Source organism: Neorhizobium galegae bv. orientalis str. HAMBI 540 (assembly GCF_000731315.1).
Taxonomy (GTDB): domain Bacteria; phylum Pseudomonadota; class Alphaproteobacteria; order Rhizobiales; family Rhizobiaceae; genus Neorhizobium; species Neorhizobium galegae.
Map to the genome: position 1 here is coordinate 1,562,850 of NZ_HG938353.1, position 24,230 is coordinate 1,587,079.

The 24,230-nt window shown below is 61.7% G+C and carries 19 protein-coding genes; 11 read left to right on the plus strand and 8 right to left on the minus strand.

What is annotated here, in order from left to right; translation table 11 throughout:
- Positions 1-2 precede the first annotated feature (2 nt).
- The 3 genes from RG540_RS08005 to RG540_RS08015 all read left to right on the plus strand — a co-directional run bounded on the left by RG540_RS08005 (position 3) and on the right by RG540_RS08015 (position 3,161).
- A complete protein-coding gene (locus tag RG540_RS08005; RefSeq protein WP_038586437.1) occupies positions 3-1,676 on the plus strand; it encodes a nitrite/sulfite reductase in 1,674 nt (557 codons plus the stop codon).
- On the plus strand, positions 1,677-2,186 hold the full coding sequence (locus tag RG540_RS08010; protein WP_038542680.1) for a DUF934 domain-containing protein: 510 nt from the start codon (positions 1,677-1,679) through the stop codon (positions 2,184-2,186).
- 147 nt (positions 2,187-2,333) lie between these two features.
- A complete protein-coding gene (locus RG540_RS08015) occupies positions 2,334-3,161 on the plus strand; it encodes a ferredoxin--NADP reductase (protein WP_038593315.1) in 828 nt (275 codons plus the stop codon).
- Between the two features lie 137 nt (positions 3,162-3,298).
- Here the strand turns inward: RG540_RS08015 and RG540_RS08020 are convergent, their stop codons facing one another.
- From RG540_RS08020 to RG540_RS08050, 6 genes are all read right to left on the minus strand, one after another.
- Positions 3,299-3,790 carry a hypothetical protein gene (locus RG540_RS08020; RefSeq protein ID WP_157884598.1) on the minus strand — a complete coding sequence of 164 codons (492 nt, stop codon included), beginning with the start codon at positions 3,788-3,790 and terminating at the stop codon, positions 3,299-3,301.
- Between the two features lie 994 nt (positions 3,791-4,784).
- A complete protein-coding gene (locus tag RG540_RS08030; protein ID WP_038586446.1) occupies positions 4,785-5,225 on the minus strand; it encodes a DUF3828 domain-containing protein in 441 nt (146 codons plus the stop codon).
- A gap of 187 nt (positions 5,226-5,412) precedes the next feature.
- Positions 5,413-6,549: a hypothetical protein gene (locus RG540_RS08035; protein ID WP_038586449.1), complete on the minus strand. Its 1,137-nt coding sequence runs from the start codon at positions 6,547-6,549 to the stop codon at positions 5,413-5,415.
- Entirely contained in the window at positions 6,549-7,796 is a 1,248-nt protein-coding gene (locus RG540_RS08040) for a hypothetical protein (protein ID WP_038586453.1), read from the minus strand. The genes RG540_RS08035 and RG540_RS08040 overlap by 1 nt, the downstream gene beginning before the upstream one ends.
- Positions 7,797-7,887: 91 nt before the next feature.
- Positions 7,888-10,905: an excinuclease ABC subunit UvrB gene (gene uvrB, locus RG540_RS08045; protein WP_038586455.1), complete on the minus strand. Its 3,018-nt coding sequence runs from the start codon at positions 10,903-10,905 to the stop codon at positions 7,888-7,890.
- Between the two features lie 93 nt (positions 10,906-10,998).
- Positions 10,999-12,993: a putative bifunctional diguanylate cyclase/phosphodiesterase gene (locus tag RG540_RS08050; protein WP_051909284.1), complete on the minus strand. Its 1,995-nt coding sequence runs from the start codon at positions 12,991-12,993 to the stop codon at positions 10,999-11,001.
- A 330-nt stretch (positions 12,994-13,323) separates the two neighbouring features.
- On the opposite strand from RG540_RS08050, the gene RG540_RS08055 reads away from it, so the two are divergent.
- Positions 13,324-14,796, plus strand: a complete 1,473-nt coding sequence (locus RG540_RS08055) for a DUF1800 domain-containing protein (RefSeq protein ID WP_038586458.1) — start codon at positions 13,324-13,326, stop codon at positions 14,794-14,796.
- 3 nt (positions 14,797-14,799) lie between these two features.
- The gene (locus RG540_RS08060; protein WP_038586462.1) at positions 14,800-15,978 is read left to right on the plus strand and encodes a DUF1501 domain-containing protein; all 1,179 of its coding nucleotides are present in this window, start codon (positions 14,800-14,802) and stop codon (positions 15,976-15,978) included.
- A gap of 15 nt (positions 15,979-15,993) precedes the next feature.
- Here the strand turns inward: RG540_RS08060 and RG540_RS08065 are convergent, their stop codons facing one another.
- Both RG540_RS08065 and RG540_RS08070 read right to left on the minus strand, forming a co-directional pair.
- On the minus strand, positions 15,994-16,581 hold the full coding sequence (locus RG540_RS08065) for a hypothetical protein (protein WP_038586465.1): 588 nt from the start codon (positions 16,579-16,581) through the stop codon (positions 15,994-15,996).
- 14 nt (positions 16,582-16,595) lie between these two features.
- The gene (locus RG540_RS08070) at positions 16,596-16,985 is read right to left on the minus strand and encodes an acyl-CoA thioesterase (RefSeq protein WP_038586468.1); all 390 of its coding nucleotides are present in this window, start codon (positions 16,983-16,985) and stop codon (positions 16,596-16,598) included.
- Positions 16,986-17,194: 209 nt separating this feature from the next.
- Between RG540_RS08070 and RG540_RS08075 the strand changes: the two genes are divergently transcribed.
- The 6 genes from RG540_RS08075 to RG540_RS08100 all read left to right on the plus strand — a co-directional run bounded on the left by RG540_RS08075 (position 17,195) and on the right by RG540_RS08100 (position 24,223).
- Positions 17,195-19,033 carry a methyl-accepting chemotaxis protein gene (locus RG540_RS08075; RefSeq protein WP_038586470.1) on the plus strand — a complete coding sequence of 613 codons (1,839 nt, stop codon included), beginning with the start codon at positions 17,195-17,197 and terminating at the stop codon, positions 19,031-19,033.
- 247 nt (positions 19,034-19,280) lie between these two features.
- A complete protein-coding gene (locus tag RG540_RS08080; RefSeq protein WP_038586473.1) occupies positions 19,281-20,735 on the plus strand; it encodes an extensin-like domain-containing protein in 1,455 nt (484 codons plus the stop codon).
- A gap of 9 nt (positions 20,736-20,744) precedes the next feature.
- Positions 20,745-21,068, plus strand: coding sequence for an MmcQ/YjbR family DNA-binding protein (locus RG540_RS08085; protein WP_038586476.1), 324 nt, complete (start codon positions 20,745-20,747; stop codon positions 21,066-21,068).
- A 534-nt stretch (positions 21,069-21,602) separates the two neighbouring features.
- A complete protein-coding gene (locus RG540_RS08090; protein WP_038586480.1) occupies positions 21,603-22,424 on the plus strand; it encodes a sulfite exporter TauE/SafE family protein in 822 nt (273 codons plus the stop codon).
- Between the two features lie 102 nt (positions 22,425-22,526).
- Positions 22,527-23,465 carry an ABC transporter ATP-binding protein gene (locus tag RG540_RS08095; RefSeq protein ID WP_038586483.1) on the plus strand — a complete coding sequence of 313 codons (939 nt, stop codon included), beginning with the start codon at positions 22,527-22,529 and terminating at the stop codon, positions 23,463-23,465.
- A complete protein-coding gene (locus RG540_RS08100; protein WP_038542707.1) occupies positions 23,462-24,223 on the plus strand; it encodes an ABC transporter permease in 762 nt (253 codons plus the stop codon). The genes RG540_RS08095 and RG540_RS08100 overlap by 4 nt, the downstream gene beginning before the upstream one ends.
- Positions 24,224-24,230 lie beyond the last annotated feature (7 nt).

Here is a 24,230-nt window from a genome sequence, read left to right on the forward strand (position 1 = left end):
TCATGTACCGTTACGACGAATTCGACCACGCTTTTGTTTCGAGCCGCGTGGAGCAGTTCCGCGATCAGGTCGGCCGCCGCCTCGCCGGCGAGCTGGCCGAGGATGCGTTCAAGCCGCTGCGCCTGATGAATGGCGTCTACCTCCAGCTTCACGCCTACATGCTGCGCGTCGCGATCCCCTATGGGACGCTGAATGCCAGGCAGATGCGCATGCTCGCCCATATCGCCCGCAAATACGACCGCGGTTACGGGCATTTCACCACCCGCCAGAACATCCAGTACAACTGGCCGAAACTTTCCGATACGCCGGATATCCTGGCCGAGCTTGCAAGCGTCGAGATGCACGCGCTGCAGACGTCGGGCAACTGCATCCGCAACGTCACGGCCGACCATTTCGCCGGGGCTGCCGCCGATGAGGTCGCCGATCCGCGTCCTTACGCCGAGATCCTGCGCCAGTGGTCCTCGGTCCACCCGGAATTCTCGTATCTGCCGCGCAAATTCAAGATCGCCGTCACCGGCGCCGAGCGCGACCGCGCCGCGATCCAGGTGCACGACATCGGCCTGCATCTGAAGAAGAACGAGGATGGCCAGATCGGTTTTGCCGTCTATGTCGGCGGCGGGCAGGGCCGTACCCCGATGATCGCCAAGAAGATCAAGGATTTCCTCCCCGAGGAAGACCTGCTCTCCTACACGACCGCGATCATGCGCGTTTACAATCTGCACGGCCGCCGCGACAACAAATACAAGGCGCGCATCAAGATCCTCGTCCATGAGACCGGTGCCGAGGAACTGGCCCGCCAGGTGGAGGAGGAATTCTCCCATCTGCAGGGTACCGAGCTGAAGCTGCCGGAGAAGGACATCCAGGCGATCGCCGCCTATTTCGCGCCGCCGGCCTTGGCCGACCGGGCCGAAGGCTGGCCGCAGCTCGCCGGCTGGAAAAAGACCGACGAGAATTTCGCCCGCTGGGTCGACCAGAACGTCAAGCCGCACAAACATCCCGACTACGGTATGGTGACGATCTCCCTGAAGCCGATCGGCGGCATTCCAGGCGACGCTTCCGACGTGCAGATGGATGCCATCGCCGATCTGGCGGAAGAGTTCGCCTTCGACGAGATCCGCATCAGCCACGAGCAGAACGTCATCCTGCCGCATGTGGCGCTGGCCGATCTCGAGCCGCTTTACCGCGCGCTGGTCGCTCATAACCTTGCGACCGCCAATGCCGGGCTGATCACCGACATCATCGCCTGTCCGGGGCTAGACTATTGCGCGCTGGCGAACGCCCGTTCGATCCCGCTGTCGCAGGAAATCTCCACCCGCTTCGGTGCGCCGGAGCGCCAGGCCGAGATCGGCGAGCTCAAGATCAAGATTTCCGGCTGCATCAATGCCTGCGGCCATCACCATGTCGGCCATATCGGCTTGCTGGGCGTCGAGAAGAAGGGCGCCGAACTCTACCAGATCACGCTCGGCGGTTCCGGCGACGAGAACACCTCGATCGGCGAGATCATCGGCCGCGGCTTCGAGCCGAACAAGGTGACCGACGCGGTGGAAACCATCGTCGACACCTATCTCGGCCTTCGCCTCGCCAAGGAAGAGACCTTCCTCGAAGCCTATCGCCGTGTCGGTCCGCAGCCTTTCAAGGAAGCGCTCTATGGCGATGCCAAGGCGGAGGCTGCGTAAATGACCAGACTCTGGAGAGAAACCGGCTTCGTCGAGAACGACCCCTGGGTGATCGAGACCGAGGAGGTGAAGGCGACCGAGGACCAGAAGGTGTTGCTGCCGCTCGACGAGATGATCGCGCGGGCCGAGGAGAGCAACGATGTTGGCCTCGGCGTGCTGATCCGCCCGGCGGACGATGTGCGCAAGCTCGAACCCTATCTTTACCGCATCGAGATCGTCGCGGTGGATTTCCCGGCCTTCAACGACGGCCGCGCCTTTTCGCATGCCTCGCTGCTGCGCGACCGGCTCGGCTACAGGAACGAGCTGCGCGCGGTCGGCGACGTGCTGATCGACCAGGTGCCCCTGATGCTGCGCTGTGGCATCGACAGTTTTTCGGTGAAGAACGCCACGGCGCTGAAGCGGCTCGAAGAGGGCCGGCTGCCGGGCATCGCCGAGCACTACCAGCCGACGGCCCGCCACGCCGAAAAGGGCGAGGGCTATAGCTGGCGGCGCCGCACGGTGACGGCCTGAGGCCAGGGGACGACCGGCCGAAAGGTGAATTTCCCGCACACATTTTCTGAAAGGCCCGCGACAAAGGCACGCGGATGCCTTCAAATGCGGGACCAGATGGTATATTTCGCTTCTGCGAAGAACGACGAGACGAAGAGACCGATAGGCATGAACGCTCCAGCTAAGACGGAAGAATTCGCAGTGGCCCAGGTTCAGGCAAAGATCCCGGACGGCGTTTACGCCGAGACGGTGCTTGCCGTCGAGCATTATACCGACCGCCTGTTCCGCTTCCGCATGACCCGGCCGGCCGGTTTCCGCTTCCGTTCGGGCGAGTTCGCGATGATCGGCCTGATGGTCGGCGACAAGCCGGTCTACCGCGCCTATTCGATCGCCAGCCCCGCTTGGGACGAGGAGCTCGAATTCTTCTCGATCAAGGTGCCGGACGGCCCGCTGACCTCGCACCTGCAGGCGATCAAGCCGGGCGACACGGTGCTGATGCGCAAGAAGCCGACCGGCACGCTGGTGCTCGACGCGCTGACGCCCGGCAAGCGGCTCTACATGTTCTCGACCGGCACCGGCATTGCCCCCTTCGCCAGCCTCATCCGCGACCCGGAGACCTACGAAAAATTCGACGAGGTCATCCTCACCCATACCTGCCGCGACGTCGCCGAGCTGAAATACGGTTTCGACCTGGTACACGAGATCAACAACCATGAGTTCCTGCACGAGATCGTCGGGGACAAACTCAAGCATTACCCGACCGTGACCCGCGAGGATTTTAAGTATCGCGGCCGCATCACCGACCTGATCGAGAACGGCAAGCTGTTCACCGATCTCGGCGTCCCGGCGCTCGACCCGGCCGTCGACCGCGGCATGATCTGCGGCTCGACCGCGATGCTGAAGGACACCAAGGACCTGCTCGAAAAGGCGGGTCTCGTCGAAGGCTCGAACAGCAAGCCCGGCGAGTTCGTCATCGAAAGGGCGTTTGTAGGGTGAGAGGCGACGGCCTGCGGCCGGCAAAACGCTCCAGTGGAGCGTTTTGAGCCTCGAACGCCCTGAGCCAAAGCGAAGGGCTGGGAGGCGGTGCGGCATACGCGACCCCCGCACCATTTCACCGCCCCGATCCACTCCCTCTACTGCCCCCCATCGTCCTCCTCCGGCAGGAACTCGCCGAACCTCTCGAAGGCTCCCACGATGCTGCGGGGAGGCGAGGCGGGTGGAGGAAGGCGGATGCGGCGCAGCCATCCCCGAACCGCGGGGCGGACCGCTTGGCTGTCGCAAAGCGCGGAGACGGCTGCGCAGGCGCCTTGCCTCAGCATGAACGACTGTCCAGGGCCGACCGCTTCCGGCAGGCCTTGCCACGCGGAGAAGCTCTCGGCGCAGAGGACGGCGACCCGTTTCTGGGCGACAAACAGTTCGCGGTGACAATCCTGCAGGACGCCGATGCAGGCGGGTTCGCCTGCGGTGGAGACTTCGGCGGTGCAACGCCCGGTGCGTCGGCACGCGCGGCGCCGGCAGATCTGCGGCATGCCGAGAGCATCGGCGAGGCGGCGGCTGACGCGGTCTTCGAGCGGTGCAGGCCGCTCGCTGGGTAGTCGTTCTTCGGGCAATCGCTTTGTGGCCATGGGCTCCTCGGTCTGTCTCGGCATATGGACGGGAAGGGCGGGATCCATCGGACACACTCCTCCCTTGGCGATCCTCGGTTTCTTTTCGTTATCCTCGGGCAAGCAAAGCGAGACCCGAGGATCGGACGGGGCGCTGAAAGCTGCCTCGTAAAGTAAGTAATAAGTGACACCTCTCAGCGCCCCGTTCGGCGGTTATTATCCGCGACTTCGGTCCCTCTGCGATGACGGGGGTTGTGGGAACGGTTGCGTGCCCCTCCGAAGAGGGTGTCATGCACGCTCGCAGACCAGGATGCCGCAGGCCATGACCGCCGCCCGGCATCGTCTTCCACCTGCGCCGCACAATCCGGGTTTTTTGAAAAACCCTCGGGACGCCGCGCGGCGCTGCCCCATCACCCTGTGTGCCTCACAGGCACGCCCGACGCACCATGACGGAAAACGAAACGAGAAGTCGGTCCGACAGCTTCTCATCCGTCCCGCGTCGCCGGAGGGAGACCATTTTCCGCGAACCCGAACGCCAAGGTTTTGCGTCTTGCCCTTGACGTCCGCGCCGGTCCCGCCTCGCCAGCACGCCTGCCGGTGTATCCGCGACGGAACGGGGGATTTTAGGCATGGGTTGGGAAGGCGGAGATGAGAGAGGATGTGGATGGAGTTAAAGTGCTGAAAAGGTTGGAGGAGATGTTCGGCAGCATCCCCGTATCGGACAAGGCGAAATGCCAGCTCTCCTCCTCATCCCTGTCCTCGGACTTGATCCGAGGACAGTCACAGGGATCCAGCCGTCGTGCGTCTGCACGGCGAGAGGATATTTTTCGGGTCGAGGGCGAGGGAAGTAGAGTCTTACGCGCCGCCGACGCGGCGCTGCTGGATTCCTGTGACTGATCCTCGGATCAAGTCCGAGGACAGGAATGAGGGAGGAAAGGTACCGCCGAAAGGCCGCGGGGGAGAAGTCCGGGCCGGAAAAAGGAGAAGTGGTGCCCCGCCGCGTAAAACCCGTCCCCTACTGCCCCAAAAGGTCGCGAAGGCTCCAGGGGTCGTCGCCGGACTGGTCGGCGATGTCGTCCACCTTCCAGCCGCCGTTTTCGCGCACCAGCGTGTAGAAGAGCGTCGCCGAGCGCTTGCCGTTGCGGAAGGACACTTCCAGTTCGGCCGTGTTGCCAAGGACGATCGGCGGGGAAAGCTGGATATTGCTGGCGACGCCATCCTGCCCGGCAAGGATCGGATCGAAATCCACCGCCTCGCCATTCGCCGTCAGGCTCTCGTTGAGCGCATCGGAAAAATAGGCCGAATAGGGCGAGGGCGCATCGTCCTCGGCCGGATCGATCGTATCGGCATAAAGCGATTTGATCAGCGCCTGCGGCGACTTGTAGACCCGCGCCTCGGCGCCGGCCGCAGCCAGCAGGGAAAACAGCAGTCCAAAGACGATGGCCGGCATGCGCATGGATGAGTCGTTCCGCGTTTGGATGTGAGGAAATGTTTAGGGGATGGAGGGGTGGAAGGATAGTGGTGGTGGTAACAACGGGGGCTGAACCAGCGCGGCCGCTTCTACGCTGCCGTGAAGCGGGGACCTCACCCATCCATCGTCATCCTGCTTGCCCGATGATCCAGCTGACACGCTGCTTTGATACCTATAGTTTTGGGTCTGGTCTATCTTGTTGAGACTTGTCGAAGAGATCACCTTCTTCTGTGGGGCCTTCGAGCGGCTTATTTTTGGCTTGCTCGGTGAGTTCTGCAAACTTTCTGCGGTCCATAGTGGTAAAATCCAAGACCGCCGCCAGAAGTGATTTTTCTTCGACCGAAAGATCGTCGAAAGAAAAAAATTGGTAACTGTACGCCTTGTGCTCAAATCCAATCGCCGCCTTAAATAGAGTCTCTTTTCCGACAAATCGCGCAACAGGTTCTGCCAATGTTTCTACCCGTAACGTCTCGACGGATCTCTCAAGGTTTGACTGTATTTTCTTTGCCGCAGACGGTCCATTTTCACCATATTGTTTAACAAGTTCAATCGCGAATTGGATCTTCTCCAAAGACTTCCCGTCGCCGGTTTCTCCAAATTTTAGGCCAACCGCTAAGAAATTGACGATTTCCTCAAGCTTGCTGAATGTTAAGTCGCGAGTTGCGTAGTCGAAGCTCAGCGCAAGGTAGGAACAGGCGAGATAAATCAGTCTTACGAAAAGCGCTTTCTCATTAGTTACGAAAAGATGTTCATTGAATTCTCGGAGTAAAAGTAAGCAACTATTGGCCGAGTGAATACCAAGATCTGTAATCAAAGATGCTTGGCACTCCTTCAGAGCTGCCGTCCATTTCCTCTCTCCGCGCTCTTTTTCAATTCTACTGATACCGGCATATATATGCTCCTTCGAGTAACGCTCTAAAGATTGTAACTGAGGGAGTTTATTGATTTCGGCGAGCATATTTCCATCGAAAAACGATAGACCTAGCGATCTTGCAAGCGCTTTTACGCTTCGTCGTGTATCGGTGGAGGCGATGATTCCGGCTTCTACGCCCAAACTGGCTTTGAGACCTGCTGTCCAAACGGCGCGCTCGACTGCTTTCGGGCGGTTTTTATACTTTATATCGACAATTGTACGCCTTCGACCAGCCGCACCAGATCTTTCATACAGAAAGAGGTCTATATCAGTCACTTCGTCGCCATCGAATAGAAATGGCAGGCCCCTCACGCTAAAGTAGCCAAGACGACGAAAATACTCGCGGAGCGTTTCTTCAATTGCTTCGCCTTTTTTTAATAGTGCTTCCGAAGCCATCAAGATTTCCTTGTTCGAAGTGATGTAAGCACGTCATTGGAAACGCGTTTAAGACCTAAGCTTCTGTTTTTTCGCATAGTCTGACGGCTCTCCGAAGGCGTGACAAATCCACTCATCGATACTTGGGGCAGCCATTCTTCGACCTGCTTATCTTCCGTTGTGCCGCGCGTTAGTACCGCTAGAGCGATTTCCCCGACGTCTCGTTTAAGCAACCGCATGCTGAAGCTGCGACCGTCAGGAAATACCTCGACCACACCACGCTGCTCAAGCAACTTGTAGTCATTGCCGATCGCTGGCGCAGGGCCGACCGAGCCGCCTCGGATTAGTTTTCCCAGCAGAAGCGATATTCCCCAGATTTTTCCCCGCGAAGAAGAGCTCTGACTCATCCCATAAGAAAGTGCGGCCACTAAGGCTTTCGCCAAGTCGAAGGCGTCATCGACAAATGGGTTTGCGAACTTGTGAAAGGATGACGGCAGCGTCACGTACCCAAATTGCCCGTGTTCGTTTTCCAGGAAGGAGACATCAACCAAGCCAACAGACCGAATCTTCTTCATCAGATCGGCAGAAGTTATTGCGGTAGCGGCTTTTAGTGACAGCGGTGCAAGTCGTAGTTTTTCTTCCAATTCACGGAATTGTGTCGCTTCCTCAGTCGTAAAGGAATCAACTACTGCCTTAACCTTTTTAATATCCTGATTTCTAAAAAGATTTCCGTTAAAAAAGAGCTTTTCAGTACCTTCCGGTTCCGCATCCACGAAACCGATATTTTCAGCTCTCGACAGTAAATCTCTTGATCGATTCTCTTTAAAGTCAAATTTTGAATAAAGAAAATCCAGAAGCTCTCCATCGCTCAAAGGTGCGTCAGAGAGATGCTCCGCTAGTAAAACAGCAGCTTCCTCTTCCTCGATTTTGTCTTGCTCATCAAAGATCTTGGCGGTCGATTCCAGAGCGGTTGTCGTACTGCCGCCGATGGAAACGATGGTGTTGTCGCTTTCGTCAATTAGCCGGTGAGTTTTAAGAATGGAAAGTATAGAATTAAGCTCAAGGTTCGGGTTGAGATTTATAGCGCGGGCGTATGCGCGAACTTTCTCCTTTGGGATTTCGGTTTCGGTGGACCGACATATCTGAGTAAATAGTGTCCCGGCTTTTGCTGCCGTATCAATAGCAGAGAAATCTGCCCCTCCGTTTGTATCTGCTTTGGTTTTTAAGCCATGATGAATTATCCATGCGCCTTTGGTTGTATTTTTCATCGAGACACCTTAAAAAATTAATGTCCTCGCTTATTGCAATTTAAAGTATTATTCAATGGCGATTTCAATCGAATGCCGCTTGCCTCATGCACTATCGCCCAGGCCGCCCCGTCTTCCCCTTGGTCCGGCTCTTCCGCTTCTGTTCGCCCGCATCCTCATAACTTCCCGCGCCGACCTTGCCGCGCACGAGGGGGCGGGGGTCGTCGGTGGATCCTCGGGTCAAGCCCGAGGATGACGGAGGAGAGGTTGAGGATGACGGTTTCGGCGGAAGCTTGCCGGTGACCGGTTTTTCGGTGCGGCCGACGGTCATTTCGTCGAGGTCGTTCTTGCGGAACAGCGATGGCTTGGCGGGTTCGGCGATGTCGCGGCCCATGTCGTCGAGGTTGGGTTTGGCGAAGAGGGAGGTCGAGGGTGGGGAAACACCCCCCTCTGTCCTGCCGGACATCTCCCCCTCAAGGGGGGGGATCGACTCGCGGCGGGGTTTTGCTCCGCCTTTGCCGTTTCCAGCCTTGCCGTTTCCGGCCTTGCCATTGCCGCCTTCGACGGCGCGGGCTTCGTCCCTGGCGATCGGGTCGTCCATGACGGCGAGTTCGGCGGCCTTGAGGCGTTTGATTTCGTCGCGCAGGCGGGCGGCCTTTTCGAAGTCGAGGTCGGCGGCGGCGTCGCGCATCGATTTTTCGAGCGCGTTGAGATGGGCCTGCAGATTGTTGCCGACCAGGTGGCCGCCATCTGCAAAACCCTTGCCGGAGACGCCGGAAATGTCGGCGCGGACGTGGTCGCGCTCGTAGACCGAGTCGAGGATGTCGGAAATCCTGGCCTTCACCGATTCCGGCGTGATGCCGTTGGCGGTGTTGTATTCCATCTGCTTTTCGCGGCGGCGGGCGGTTTCGTCCATGGCGCGCTGCATCGAGCCGGTGATCTTGTCGGCATAGAGGATGACCTTGCCGTCGACGTTTCTCGCGGCACGTCCAATGGTCTGGATGAGGGACGTTTCCGAGCGCAAAAAGCCTTCCTTGTCGGCGTCGAGAATGGCGACGAAGGCGCATTCGGGAATGTCGAGGCCTTCGCGCAGAAGGTTGATGCCGACCAGCACGTCGAAGGCACCGAGCCGCAGGTCGCGGATGATCTCGATGCGCTCCAGGGTGTCGATGTCCGAGTGCATGTAGCGCACGCGAACCCCCTGTTCATGCAGGTATTCGGTCAAATCTTCGGCCATGCGCTTGGTGAGCACCGTACACAGCGTCCGGTACCCCTTGGCGGCGGTCTCGCGGATTTCGCCGAGCACGTCGTCGACCTGGGAGCGGGCGGAGCGGACTTCCACCGGCGGGTCGATCAGGCCCGTGGGGCGGATGACCTGTTCGGCGAACACGCCGCCGGACTGTTCCATCTCCCAGTTGCCGGGCGTGGCCGAGACGGCGACGGTGAGCGGGCGCATCGCATCCCATTCCTCGAAGCGCAGCGGCCGGTTGTCCATGCAGGACGGCAGGCGGAAACCGTATTCGGCGAGTGTCGCTTTTCTTCTGAAGTCTCCTCGGTACATGCCGCCGATCTGGCTGACCGAGACATGGCTTTCGTCGATGAACAGCAGGGCGTTGTCGGGGATGTATTCGAACAGGGTCGGCGGCGGCTCGCCGGGATTGCGGCCGGTCAGGTAACGCGAATAGTTCTCGATGCCGGCGCAGGAGCCGGTCGCCTCCAGCATCTCGATATCGTAGCGGGTGCGCTGTTCCAGCCGCTGCGCTTCGAGCAGGCGGCCGCCCTTTTCGAGCTCGGCAAGCCGCAGCTTGAGCTCTTCCTTGATCGCCTTGATGGCGCCGTTCAGCGTCGGGCGCGGGGTGACATAGTGCGAATTGGCGTAGATCTTCACCGATTTCAGGTCGCCGACCTTGTGGCCGGTGAGCGGATCGAACTCGGTGATCGCATCGATCTCGTCGCCGAACATGCTGATCCGCCAAGCGGCATCTTCCAAGTGGGCCGGGAAGATCTCGATCGTGTCGCCGCGCACCCGGAACGAGCCGCGCACGAAATTCAGGTCCTGGCGCTTGTATTGCTGGGCGACGAGGTCTGCCAACAATTGACGTTGATCCAATCGGTCGCCGACCGACATCTGGAAGGTCATCGCCGTATAGGTCTCGACCGAGCCGATACCGTAGATGCAGGAGACCGAGGCGACGATGATGCAGTCGTCGCGCTCCAGCAGCGAACGGGTGGCGGAGTGGCGCATCCGGTCGATCTGTTCGTTGATCGAGGATTCCTTCTCGATGAACGTGTCGGAGCGCGGCACATAGGCTTCCGGCTGGTAATAGTCGTAATAGGAGACGAAATATTCGACTGCGTTGTCCGGGAAGAAGTTCTTGAACTCGGAATAGAGCTGCGCCGCCAGCGTCTTGTTGGGCGCCAGGATCACCGCCGGGCGCTGGGTCGCCTCGATCACCTTGGCCATGGTGAATGTCTTGCCCGAACCGGTGACGCCGAGCAGCACCTGGGAGCGCTCGTTGTCGTTGATGCCCGCCACCAGGTCGCGGATGGCGGTCGGCTGGTCGCCGGCCGGCTCGTAATCGGAGGACATGCGGATGGTGACGCCGCCCTCGGACTTTTCCGGCCGGGCGGGGCGGTGTGGCGTCCACAGCTTGCCGTCCTTGAACAGCGGGTTGCCGCTCTCGATCAGCGCCGACAGGGCTTCCACGGTGGCGGTGACCGCGCCGGCGGCGAGGTTCTCGGCATCCTCCAGCGACGTATCCATGCCGGCGACCGGATTGAGCCCGGCGCGGGCGCGCGTCTTCGGATCTGACGAGGCGCCGATCGACACGCCGCGGGCGGTCTTCGAGGCGGTGGTGTTCTTGGCCGTCGTCGGGGCGCTCTTCTGGGCGGCCTTGATGGCTTCCTCACGCGCCGCGATCTCTATTCTCTTGCGGTGCTTGCCGGCCTTCGAAGCGATCTCGCGCTGCGTCTCGACGCCGGATGCTTCCGCCTCCGCCTCAAGCTGCTTCACCCAGTCGGAAACGCTGCCTTGCAGAGGCGCACCCTCGAACGACGATTGCGGGGCTTCCTCGAAACCGTTGTGATTGTCCGGGTTCGAGGCGGGCGATTTTTTCGGTGATCTGGCCATGCCGCGAATATGGAGAGACTCGTCGCGAAAGTGAAGAGGGGCAGGTCACAAAACGAGTACAAAAGGGAAACGGATTTTTGGGGCGCGGGCAGGTTACGCCACCTGGCGCTGGGTGGCGGCACGGCGGCATTCGATCCAGCCGGGGATGCGTTCGGCCGGCATCGGGCGGCCGAAGAAATAGCCCTGGGCGAACTGGCAGCCGAGCGCTTTCAGGGCGTTGGCTTCCTCCTCGCTCTCGACGCCTTCGACCACCACCTCCATCGACAGCGCCCGTCCGAGGCTGGCCATGGCGCCGACGATTTCCTGGTTCTGGCGGCTTTGATGCACGTTGGTGATGAACCGTCGGTCGAGCTTCAGCCGGTCGACCTTGAGCGCCACGAGGTAGGCGAGCGAGGAATGGCCGGCCCCGAAATCGTCGACGGCGAGCTTGTAGCCGGACCGCTCGATGCGCTTCAGCTGCTCGCCGGCGACCAGCGTGTCAAGGATCGCCTCCTCGGTGATCTCGATCTCGAACAGCGCCGGATCGATGCAATGCGCCGAGGTGATGCAGTCGAGCACGTCGGTGACCGAATAGAGGTCGAACTCGCGCGGCGAGACGTTGATGGCGACGGTCGCCCGCGGCAGGCCGAGCGAGGGCAGGCGGGTGAGCAGCCGGCAGGCGGCTTCGGCAACCGTCGCGGTCAGCCGGTCGGCAAGATTGGCGGCCTGCGCGGCGGCGACGATTTCCGGCGGCGCGATCGGCCCGAGATAGGGGTGGTGCCAGCGCACCAGCGCCTCGAAACCGGTGATCTCCTGGGAGGCGAGATCGACCTGCGGCTGGAACCACGCTTCGAGATCGCCGGCATCGAGCGCATCGGCGAGTTCGTGCTCGATCTGGTTCTGGCGGTCGGCCTGGGAGCGGAAGGCGGGCTCGAATTCGCGCCACTGGCGGCGCCCGCCGTCCTTGGCCCTGTAGAGCGCCATGTCGGCGCTGATGAACAGATCCTCGGCCGTATCCGCATGCAGCGGGAAGAGCGCCAGGCCGATCGAGGTGCCGACCACGGTCGGCTGGCCCTCGAGCATGACCGGCTGCCGGCTGTGCTCGAGGATGCGCTTCGCCAGACCCCGGGCGGTTTCGGCGGCATCCGAGCCGCCGAGGATGATCGCGAACTCGTCGCCGCCGAGCCGGGCGATGACGCCCTTGCCGTCGACCGCCAGGCGCAGCCGGTCGCTGACCTCGACGAGCAGCGCGTCGCCGGCGCTGTGGCCGAGCGTGTCGTTGACCGTCTTGAAGCGGTCGAGATCGAGGATGAGGAGGGCGAGTTGTTCCTCCTCGAGCCTTGCGGCGGAAATTCCCGTATCGAGGGCGGTATTGAAGGCGGTACGGTTGGCAAGCCCGGTCAGCGGATCGCAATTGGCGAGCACTTCCAGCCGGTAATTGGCGCGCAGGATGTTCGAATTGGCACTGGAGAGGGAATCGGCAAGCGCCGTCGCCTTGAGTTTGCCGAGCACGTTGCCGACGAAGGTCGCCTCGCTGGTGCGGCTGCTGCGGATCAGCACCATCGTCAGCGCCACGACGTCGATGGTGAGGAGCCAGCCGCTGGCGCTGCCGGTGACGGCAAGCGACACCATCACGGAAATGTTGGGCGGTATGGCGAAGGCGAGGGAAACCGGGTTGTGCCCGACACCCATCAGGACTGCGCCGGTCGCCATGCCGCACATGATCAGATAGAGGCCACTGTCTCCGTCGAGCGCGTTGAAATCGGGCACGGTCAGCGGAAGAGCCGCCCAGGCGAGCCCGCTCACGAGCGCCCCGACGGTCAGCACGTTCAGCGCCTGTTGCGGGGCATGTTCCACGGTTTCCCAACGCTTCAGGATCGAGGCCATGAAGACGCGCAGGACCAGGCTTGCGATCACCGCCATGAACCACAGGCTGGCCGAAACGGTCAGGCCACGGTCGATCGTGGTGACGAAAAGCGCCGAAGCGGATATCGCGGCATTGGTCGCGAGCGTCGAGATCAGGCGTTCGAGTATGGTCGATGCCTGCGCTCGCTTCACGTCCAGGGCAAGGGCCGGGTCGATCTGACCTGTTCTGAATTCGGCTTCCATCGATCTGCTTGGGCTGGAGTTCCTATGCCGACACTATCCACGGGCGGCGATAAGAAAGTCTTGCATTCGAGGGATCTTCTTCAACCCAGCCGGGTTATCCTGAATGAAAAGGTAACCGGCCGTTCGTGGCGCCTCAATATTGGGCGGATGCCCTTCGATTGTTCCGATAGCCGGGCAGATCCTGCAGTAGATCCGATTTCTCCCGCACTGCTGGAACTTCCCGCACGGTCACGAATTACAAATTGTCCATGTCACGAAATGGCCGCAATTCCTGTTGGTTTCCACCACATTTTTTCGGGACTCTGAGGGGGTCCAACGAGGAGTGATTCAATGGCTCTTCCCACCCCGACCCTGGCCGCCATCCGATACGGTTATGGTCTTCGTCCCGGCGAGGAGCCGCCCCGCGATGTCGAGGCGCTGCTGGCGCAGATCGAGGAAGGGGCTTCCGAAAAGCCCCGCTTTCCGCGCGAGGGCGTGAGTGGCCGGCTGGACACCGCAACCCGTGTCGTCTCGTTGCTCGCCGCCGAGGCGAAAGCCCGTCAGGCCGGCAATCCGAATGAAGACGTCCGCAAGGCGACCCGGACCGAGGCGCGGCGCATCTATCGGCAGGATGCCATGGCGCGGCTTGCCCAGGCGATCCATTCGCCGCTCGGATTTTATGAGCGTCTCGCGAGTTTCTGGGTCGACCACTTTTCGACCAGCGTGATGAAGTCGCTGCCGATGCGAATGATCGTGCCGCTCTATGAGGCGCAGGCGATCCGCCCCAATATCGGCGGTTCCTTCACGAAATTGCTGTCCGATGCCATTCTGCATCCAGCCATGTTGATCTATCTCGACCAGAACCAGAGTGTCGGGCCAGATTCCGCCGCCGCCCGCAAGAACGGCCGCGGCCTCAACGAAAACCTCGGACGCGAACTGCTGGAGCTGCACACATTGGGTGCGGGCAGCGGCTATACGCAGGACGACGTGCGTGCCGCGGCACTGATCCTCACCGGCCTGTCGGTGGACAACCGCGCCATGCAGGTCGTCTATCAGCCGCGGCTCGCCGAGGCGGGACCTGTCAACCTGCTCGGCCGGACCTACCAGGACGACGAGGGCGATGGCCAGGACCACGTCCTGATGCTCGAGGACCTCGCCGCCAACCCCAGGACCGCGCGGCATGTCTGCGGCAAGCTCGTCCGGCATTTCGTCGCGGACGAGGCGCCAGAAGACATGGTCGGCGCGATGGTCGCGGCATGGACGAAGAGCGAGGGCAATCTGACCGAGGTCTACCGCGCCATGCTCGCTCATCCGCGGGCCTGGTCGGATCCCGGTCAGAAGATCAAGCAGCCGTTCGAGTTCGTGGCATCGGGTTTCCGCGCCCTCGATCTGCCGGAGAGGAATTTCGCCAACCTGCTGCGCGACATGGACGATGGCGACGAGGACGAGAGCCCGATGCAGAAAGCCATGGACCTGACCGGCATGGCGAAGAGGGAAGATATCAGGAAGAAGGCGGGGCGTGCCAATGCCCTGACGCTCGGCGCGCTGCAGCGCATGGGCCAGCCGATCTGGCAGCCGCCGAGCCCCGCAGGTTTCGCGGACGAAACGAGCGTATGGCTGACCCCGAGCCAGTTGAGCGAACGGATTTCCTGGTCGCGTATGGTCGGGCGCATCTTTGCACAGAGGCTGGAGCCGTCGGAATTCCTGCAGGCCGCACTTGCCGATGCCGCCCATCCGGAGACCCGCAGGGTGATCGCGCAGGCGCCCAACAAGGTGCATGGCATCACGATGGTGCTGGCATCCCCTGAATTCAACAGGAGATAAGAGATGAGCGTCCAGGACAGTTTCCCGTTGTCTCGCCGCGGTTTTCTGGCCGGCGCCTGCTGTGCTGCTGCGGCTCCACTCCTGACGCCGGTGAGCTTTGCAGCGATGCCCGGCGACAACCGCTTCGTGACGATCATCCTGCGCGGCGCCATGGACGGGCTCGACTTCGTCCAGCCTTACGGCGACCCGGCCTATGCGGCGCTCCGGCCGAAGCTCGGCCTGCGGCCGGACACCGGCCTCATCGATCTCGACGGGTTCTTCGGGCTCAATCCGGCAGCTTCCGCACTTGTGCCGCTGTGGCAGGCGCGCGAGCTCTCCTTCGTGCACGCCGTCTCGACGCCCTATCGCGACCAGCGCAGCCATTTCGACGGCCAGGACATGCTGGAGACTGGCGGCAACGCCAAGGGCCAGCGCACTGGCTGGCTGAACCGCACGCTCGCGGTCATCCCGCGCTCGAACGGCCGCAAGGCGATCGATATCAACACTTCGATGGAACTGATCCTCAGTGGTCCGAACGAGGCGGATAGCTGGTCGTCGCAAAGCAATTTCGCGCTTGCCGAAGACGAGATCGCCTTTCTCGACCGCCTCTACGCCGGCGATCCGGCGTTTGCGAAAGCCATGGAGGAGGCGAAGAAGACCGATATGTCGGCGGACTCCCTTTACGCCGACAACCGGCGGGGCGCTGGCATTGCCGACATGGCGCGGCTTGCCGGCGGCATGCTGCGCGAGGACTATCGGATCGCCAGCTTCTCGATCAACGGCTGGGACACCCATGTGGGCCAAAAGGGGCAGTTCAGGAAAGCTGTCGGCGATCTCTCTACCGCGATAATCACGCTGAAGGATGCGCTCGGCGAAGAGGCCTGGAAAAAGACCGTGGTGCTGGCAATGACCGAATTCGGCCGCACCGCCCGCGAAAATGGCACCAACGGCACCGACCACGGAACCGGCGGGCTTGCGGTGCTTGCCGGCGGGGCGATGCCGGGCGGCAGGGTTTTGGGCAAATGGCCAGGGCTTTCCGAAGACAAGCTGCTCGACCGCCGCGACCTGATGCCGACCGGCGATGTCCGCGAGGTCGCCGCTGCCATGCTCTACCGCCAGTTCGGCATCGAGCCCGACAATCTCACCGCCAAGGTTTTCCCCGGCCTGAGTTTCGATAGATCCTCCGCCTATCTGAGGGGGTGATCGGGCAGAGCGTGCCTATGTCAGGAGGTCGTAGACCCGGAATACCCAGTAGAACTGGTAGGCGAGCGCGAAGACGACGAAGGCCGCGTGATAACGCCGGTCGGTGGTGATCGCGGCGATGATGCTGAGCACGATATAGAACGCGGTGCGGGCCGGATATTCGTAGCCAAGCGACAGGAAATAATCCCGACCTTTGAGAGCCGTATCGACGAGATCGGTGACGAGCATTCCCGCCAGGAAACCGAAGAACCAGGTTCGCCGCGACAGGAAATAATGTTCGTAACCGTCGTAGTCCTGCATCGAAGTCGGAAAGAGCAGGGCGCAGAGGAAGAAGAACAGCGCGCAGAAGGCGATCAGGAAAAGATAGGCCGCAAAACCGATCACCGGCAGGGCGTGCAGACGGTATTCCCACCACCAGAAATGCACCAGGAACAGAAACATGAATACCACCCAGCCGAGGTGGACGGGGTAGATGCGCGCCGCGCCGGGGTGCTGGACGATGCCGGCGAGGCCGTTCAGCAGCCGCGCCAGGCTGAGGCTCACCACCATGCCCATGACCACGCGGATATGCGTATAGGTTTCGGCGGCGGTGGCGACGTCCATGGCTGTTCCCCGATCTATTCTTCGGCGGGCACCGGCACCGGGCGGCCGTCCTCGTCGAGCGCAACCATGATGAAAGTCCCTGCCGTGACCTTCTCGATCATCCGGTGACGTGCCCGCTGTGCCCAGGCTTCGACGGTCAGCGTGATCGACGAGCGTCCGACGCGGGTGATTTCCGTATAGATGTTCAGCGTATCGCCGATCTTCACCGGCAGTTCGAAGGCCATTTCCTTGACCGCTGCCGTGACCACGCGGCCGCGGGCCCGTTCGGCGGCGCGGATGCCGCTCGCCAAGTCCATCTGCGCCATCACCCAGCCGCCGAAGATATCGCCGGCCGCGTTGGCATCCGCCGGCATGGCGAGCGTCCGGAGCGTCAGTTCGCCGGTCGGCTTGGGATTTTCGGTCATGTCGTCTCTCTTTCGAAGCGGTTTTCGGGCGACTCCTCCCGCCGGGAGACTAACCGCACATGAAGGAGAAGGAAACTCCGCCAAAAAGCGTTTCAACATCAATTATTTAGGCTGAACTAATTCGCGTTCGCCGCGATTTGTCAGGGCTTCACTACCTAGTAACCATCGACCATTAGAATTTAAGGCGAATTGCACATAAGGGGGGTCCCATGCAACGTCTCGCCATTTCCTGGCGCCTTTATAGTCTTGTGCTCCTGTCGCTCGTCATCCTCGGCGGCGCCATGGTCTTCAGCCTGTTCCAGAGCTACGCTTCGTCGGAACGGGAGCGGAAGGCGGGCCTTGCCCAGATGAACGATGTGGCGCTGACCGTGCTCAAGAAATACCAGGCCCTCGAAGCCTCCGGCGCGATGACCCGCGAGCAGGCCCAGACCGAGGCCAAGGCGGTCATTTCGGTGATGCGCTACGGTGACGGCAGCGGCTATTTCTGGCTCAACGACATGCTGCCGCGGATGATCATGCATCCGATCAAGGCGGAGCTGAACGGCAAGGACCTGTCGAACGACAAGGACCCGAACGGCAAGTTCCTGTTCGTCGAGTTCGTCAATGCCGTCAAGGCAAGCCCGACGGGCAAGGGCTTCGTCGACTACTATTGGCCGAAGCCGGGCGCCGAGCAGCCGGTCGAGAAATATTCGCATGTCGCCGGTTTCGCGCCTTGGGGCTGGATCGTCGGCACCGGCGTCTATGTCGACGACCTGCACGCCATGTTCCGCCGCGACGCGATCAACTTCGCCTCGATGTTCGGCATCGGTGCGCTGGTGCTGATCGCCGGCGCCACCTTCGTGGTCAAGACGGTGACCGGCCCGATCGGCAAGATCAGGCAGGCGCTGCAGTCGATCGCATCGGGCGAGGCGCGCGTCACCGTGCCCTGCACCGAACAGAAGAATGAGATCGGCGAGATGGCCCGCGCGCTTTCCGTGCTGCGCGATTCGGTCGACGAACGGGTCCAGCTGCAGGCACGCGAGGCCGAACAGGCCCGCATGATCGCCAGCGAGCGCTCCGACAACGAGCGGACGATGACGGCCGCTGCCGACCGCCAGGGGCGTGCGATCAGCGAGCTTGGCCGGGCGCTCGAGGCGCTGGCCGGGGGCGACCTTTCCGTGGCACTCGTCGACATCGGCGAGGACTATGCAAAACTCCGCCACGATTTCAACGCGGCGGTCGGTTCGCTGCACCAGGCGATCGCGGCGATCTCCGAGACCAGCCTTGTGGTGCGCGACAGCGCCTCGGACATTTCCGGGGCGACGGGCCATCTGTCCAAGCGCACCGAACAGCAGGCGGCGGCGCTCGAAGAGACCGCGGCAGCACTCGACGAGATCACCGCAACCGTCCGCACCGCGTCGGAACGGGCCGTCGAGGCCCGCACCATGGTCAGCGAGACCAAGGATAGCGCCGGCCGTTCGGGCGAGATCGTCCGCAATGCGATCGACGCCATGGGCAGGATCGAGGAGAGCTCCAACCGCATCAACCAGATCATCTCGGTGATCGACGAGATCGCCTTCCAGACCAACCTTCTGGCGCTGAATGCCGGCGTCGAGGCGGCACGGGCCGGCGAGGCGGGCCGCGGTTTTGCGGTCGTGGCGCAGGAAGTGCGCGAACTGGCGCAGCGCTCCGCCAATGCCGCCAAGGAGATCAAGACGCTGATCGGCAATTCCGCCCGTGAGGTGGAAGGCGGCGTGGCACTGGTGCGCTCCACCGGCGATGCGCTGGTCGAGATCGCTACCCTGGTCGAGCGGGTCAACTCCCATGTGGACACGATTGCGACGGCCGCCCGCGAACAGGCGACCGGCCTCCAGGAGATCAATTCCTCCGTCAACCACATGGACCAGATGACCCAGCAGAATGCGGCGATGGTCGAGGAAACCACTGCGGCGAGCCAGACGCTCGCCGAACAGAGCCTGCATCTGCAAGGCCTCCTTTCGGCCTTCAGGCTCGGCAACGGAGGCCGCGCGGCAACCTCGGGTCAGGCATCCCGCGCTCGCGCCGCCTGATCGACCCCGATCCACCGCTGAAAAACCAGAGGCCGCCGGCGCAAAAAAAAGCCCGGCGGCCTTTTGCTGTCGGGCGCATTGAAATGGATCGCCAGAATGGAGGCAATGGGACGGCGGGCGTCCTGAAACGACCTTAAATTGCACCGAAAGGTCACGAAAGAGCCTTGATTTCTCAAAGGTTCATTTACCGACTTTGCCTAAACTCTCAGCGTGTGTCATTTCGGCACCGGAAGAGTGGCAAACTTGTATGGCGTATGCTTCCCTTTCTCGGCGGGTGATCGGCTCGCTGATGATCCCGACAATGCTGGCTGCCTGCTCCGCCGGGGATCTCGTTCCGCCGGCGTCGATCGATAACGGCCGCGTCGGGGCGATCCAGCCGATGCGCGACATACCGCGCGAGCCCGCCTCGCAGCAGGCCTATCCGACGAACCCCGCGCCGGTCTCCGGGGCCCGCGCCGTCGATTACGCAAATACGCCGAACCTTGCGGGCGCCGGCTATCAAAATTCAGCCTATCCCAATTCGGGCGCCAATAACGGCGGCCACTATCTGCGGGCGCCGGAGCCGGTGCAGTCTGCGCCGCTTGGCGCCCCGATGTCGCAGCAGGCACCCGGCGCGCGCCAGGGCCGCCTGCCGATGATCGACAGCGACGAGGCGATGCAGCAGCAGGCCTCTGCTCGACAGCGCAATACGACCCGTAATGCCGGGCCGACGACCATTCCGGAGGACGGCGTCAACATCGATGCCGAGCTCGGTTTCGGCCCCGACGAGAGCGATGTCACGGGGCTTGCCGCGGAAGAGGATTCCGATATCGCCGAGGGCGTCGGCGACCAGCCCGTCGTCGACGGCATCGGCACCGACAATCCCCGCGCGCTGCAGTCGCGCCGCCAGCCGATTTCCCAACCCATGAACGACGACCGTGTGCTGGTGCCGCCGAAGCGCCAGGGCGCCGGCCTGCAAGGCGATCTTTCGAACGGCAACGCGGCCAATCGCGACATGGCCTGGGGCAATGAGCGGAGCATAGCACCTCCCGGCAGCAGATCGGCGGCCGGCACGCAGCAGGTAGCAATGCTGCGGCCCAACAATCCGATGATCGACAGCGGCCCGATGAGCCAGCGCGACATGCCCTGGCAGCGCGATGTGATGCCGCAGTCGGAGGTGAGCTGCCGGGCGGAACTGAGGCGCCTCGGCGTCGAATTCGACGACCGGCCGCCCATCGACGCAGGCCCGAGCTGCAGGGTGCCTTATCCAGTGAAACTCTCCGGCCTGTCCGGCAATATCGACGTCAAGCCGGCCGTCACGCTGAACTGCCAGACGACGCTCGCCTTTGCCAAATGGGTAAAGAACGAGCTCGCGCCTTCCGCCCGTTACCGCTATCTGACCGGCATCCAGAAGATCGTGCCAATGGGCGGTTATTCCTGCCGGCGGATGAACAACAGCAACCAGCGCAACAATCCGATGTCCGAGCATGCCAAGGGCAACGCCATCGACATCGGCCAGATCGTGCTGAAGGACGGCCACGAGATCGACGTGCGCAAGAAGGGCCTGTTCTCGATGCGCGAGGGCGGTCTCCTGAAGGCGGTGCGCAGCGACAGCTGCAAGTATTTCAGCACTGTGCTCGGTCCGGGCAGCAATGCGGAACACTGGAACCATTTTCACTTCGACCTGCGCTCCCGCAGGGGCGGCAAGCGCTATTGCGACTGAAGTCTGACGATGGCCGATGCCGACATGCTCCGCAGTCTGGCCCTCTCGCTCGAAGGAGCGTCCGAGGCACCGCATTTCGACCGGGCGGCGTTCAAGGTCAGGCGCATCTTCGCGACGCTTGCGGCCGATGGCCTGACCGCGAATTTCAAGTTCGCGCCCGACGAGCAGCAGTTCAAATGCGAGATGCTGCCGCATGCCTTTTCGCCGGTCCAGAACGCCTGGGGCCGTCAGGGCTGGACGACGGCGGTTCTTTCCGAACTCGAAGAGGCGGACCTCCGCGACGCTCTGGAAACGGCATGGCGGCATGCGCTGCCCGGCAGACGCAGGACCTGAGCCTTTCCTTCGGATACGCCCGAGGCATGGCGATTGCGGCGAGCCTGTGGACATTAATGGTCCATAAACCATATGCGGCAACCAAACTGGAACCATAAGCAGCGGCGACGCAAGAGTGGTGGCGCCGCAGTCCGCCCCCCAGGCTTTACCCCTACTGCGGCACGAGGCCCGACGCGCAGACCATGCCCATGGCGCGTCGGGTCTCACCCGGCCACCCGAACGGAATTGGCTTGAATCCACAAAAAAGAAAGCCGGCTCAGAGAGCCGGCGAGAATGGAGGTCGGGCTCGCGGGGATGAGCCGTGCTTCCGGTTACTGAAGAACTCATACTTGAAAACAGTATGCATGCGGCAAGCGGAAACGAGAAAGACTAAAACACTTTGGTCATGACGGTCGCGCGAGGGGTTACGTGCGGCGTAAAGGGCGGGACCGTTGCTTGCCTGGTGGGGACAATGCTGTAAGAACGTCACGGAAAAATGACAGCGGCAGTGGATGAATATCCTTCTTCGGATCCGATGTCGGACTGGAGACCGGAATGTTGTCCATCGCAACGCTTTTCCCTTTCATCCTGGCGCTTCTGGCCGGCGGTGCGGCCGCTGGAATTCTCGCCGGCATGTTCGGCATCGGCGGCGGCGCCATCCTGGTGCCGATCTTCTTCCACGTTTTCGGGCTCCTCGGCGTGCCCGAAGACATACGCATGCAATTGGCACTCGGCACGTCGCTGGCGATCATCGTGCCCACCTCGATCCGCTCCTTCATGGCGCACCGGCAGCGTGGCGCGGTCGATACCGATTTGCTCAAGGGCTGGATCGTCGCGGTGCCGCTCGGCACGCTGATCGCCACCCTGATCGCGGCCAAGGCGACCAGCGTCGAACTGCAGCTGATCTTCGCGGTCATCGCCCTGGTGCTTGCCTTCCGGATGATCTTCAACCGCGCCACCTGGAAGCTCGGCGACGACCTGCCCGGCAATCCCATCAAATTCCTGGTCGGCACCGGGATCGGCATCCTGTCCGGACTGATGGGGATTGGCGGCGGCATTCTCAACAATACGTTCATGACGCTTTACGGCCGCTCCATCCACCAGGGGGTTGCGACCTCCTCGGGCGTCGGAGTGCTGATTTCGCTGCCGGGGTTGGTCGGGTATGTCTGGGGCGGTTGGGGCAGACCCGGCCTTCCGCCATTCTCGACCGGCTATATCAACTGGCTGGCGGTGGCGCTGCTGATCCCGGTCACGCTCTATCTGGCGCCGGTCGGTGCGCGGCTGGCGCATGTCATGTCGAAACGGCAGCTCGAAATCGGCTTCGGTATCTTCCTGGTCGTCATCTCGGCGCAGTTCTTCCTGTCGATTATCCTCTGAAACCGTCAGCAATATTCTTCCACAAGGGATGGTTTCGAAGGTTGGGGTGCCTATATTCGCGGCGCATCCCGCAAATAGAATCCTTGGGAAGAACCGTTCCGCATGGCCTCAGTCGTTTCCATAGATAAACTTACCAAGACCTACGAGAACGGGTTTCAGGCGCTGAAGGGCGTCGACCTGGAAATCGAGGAAGGCGAGATTCTGGCGCTGCTCGGCCCGAACGGCGCTGGCAAGACGACGTTGATCTCGATCATCTGTGGTCTCGTCAATCCCTCGACCGGCAAGGTGATGGTCGGTGGCCACGATGTCATCAGGGATTTCCGCCAGACGCGGTCGCTGATCGGTCTCGTGCCGCAGGAACTGACGACCGACATGTTCGAGACGGTCTGGAACACGGTCACCTTCTCCCGCGGCGTCTACGGCAAGAAGCCCAATCCGGCGCTGGTCGAGAGCGTGCTGAAGGAACTGTCTCTCTGGAGCAAGAAGGACAACATGCTGCGCGAACTTTCGGGCGGCATGAAGCGGCGGGTGATGATCGCCAAGGCGCTCGCCCACGAGCCGAAAATCCTGTTCCTCGACGAGCCGACCGCCGGCGTCGACGTCAATCTGCGCCGCGAGATGTGGCAGGTCGTCGAGAAGCTGCGCGAGACCGGCGTCACCATTATCCTCACCACCCACTATATCGAGGAGGCGGAAGAGATCGCCGACCGGGTAGGCGTCATCAACGGCGGCAAGCTGCTGCTGATCGAGGAAAAGGCGGCGCTGATGAAGAAGCTCGGCCGCAAGCAGCTCCGGCTCGAACTGTCCGAGCCGCTGAAGGTATTGCCGGAAAGCCTCGGTGCATACAACCTGACGCTTTCCGAAGACGGCACGGCACTGATCCACGAATACCAGGGAGAGGAAGGGCAGGGCACGATCGCATCGCTGCTGTCGACGCTCGCTTCCGAGGACATTCATTTCCGCGATCTTTCCACGCGTCAAAGCTCGCTCGAGGACATTTTCGTGGCGCTGGTAGGCGAAAAAGTCGGAGAAAACGCATGAATTTCGAAGCGATCAAGTCGATCTATGTCTTCGAGATGGCCCGGCTGCGCCGTACGCTCCTGCAGAGCGTCATCTCTCCGGTCATCACCACCTCGCTTTATTTCATCGTCTTCGGCACTGCGATCGGTTCGCGCATCCAGACGGTCGAAGGTGTTTCCTACGGGTCGTTCATTACCCCTGGCCTGATCATGCTGACGCTGCTGACGCAATGCATCAGCAACGGCTCGATCGGCATCTATTTCCCGAAATTCACCGGCACGATCTACGAAATCCTGTCGGCGCCGGTTGCGATGACCGAGATCATCGTCGGTTATGTCGGCGCGGCGGCGACCAAGGGGCTGATCATCGGCCTGATCATTCTCGCCACCGCCTCGTTCTTCGTCGACATTCACATCGCCCATCCGTTCATGATGGTGCTTTTCCTGGTGCTGACGGCGGTCACCTTCAGCATGTTCGGTTTCATCATCGGCATCTGGGCGAAGAATTTCGAACAGCTCAACGTCATCCCGATGCTGGTCGTGCCGCCTTTGACCTTCCTCGGCGGCAGCTTCTATTCGATCAACATGCTGCCGCCCTTCTGGCAGACGGTCAGCCATTTCAACCCGGTCCTCTATCTCGTCTCCGGCTTCCGCTGGAGTTTCTACGAGATCGCCGACGTCAACCCGATGGTGAGCCTCGGGATGATCACCCTGTTCCTGGTCATCTGCCTGTCGATCCTGGGCTGGATCTTCAAGACGGGCTATCGGCTGCGCAACTGACCGCAGC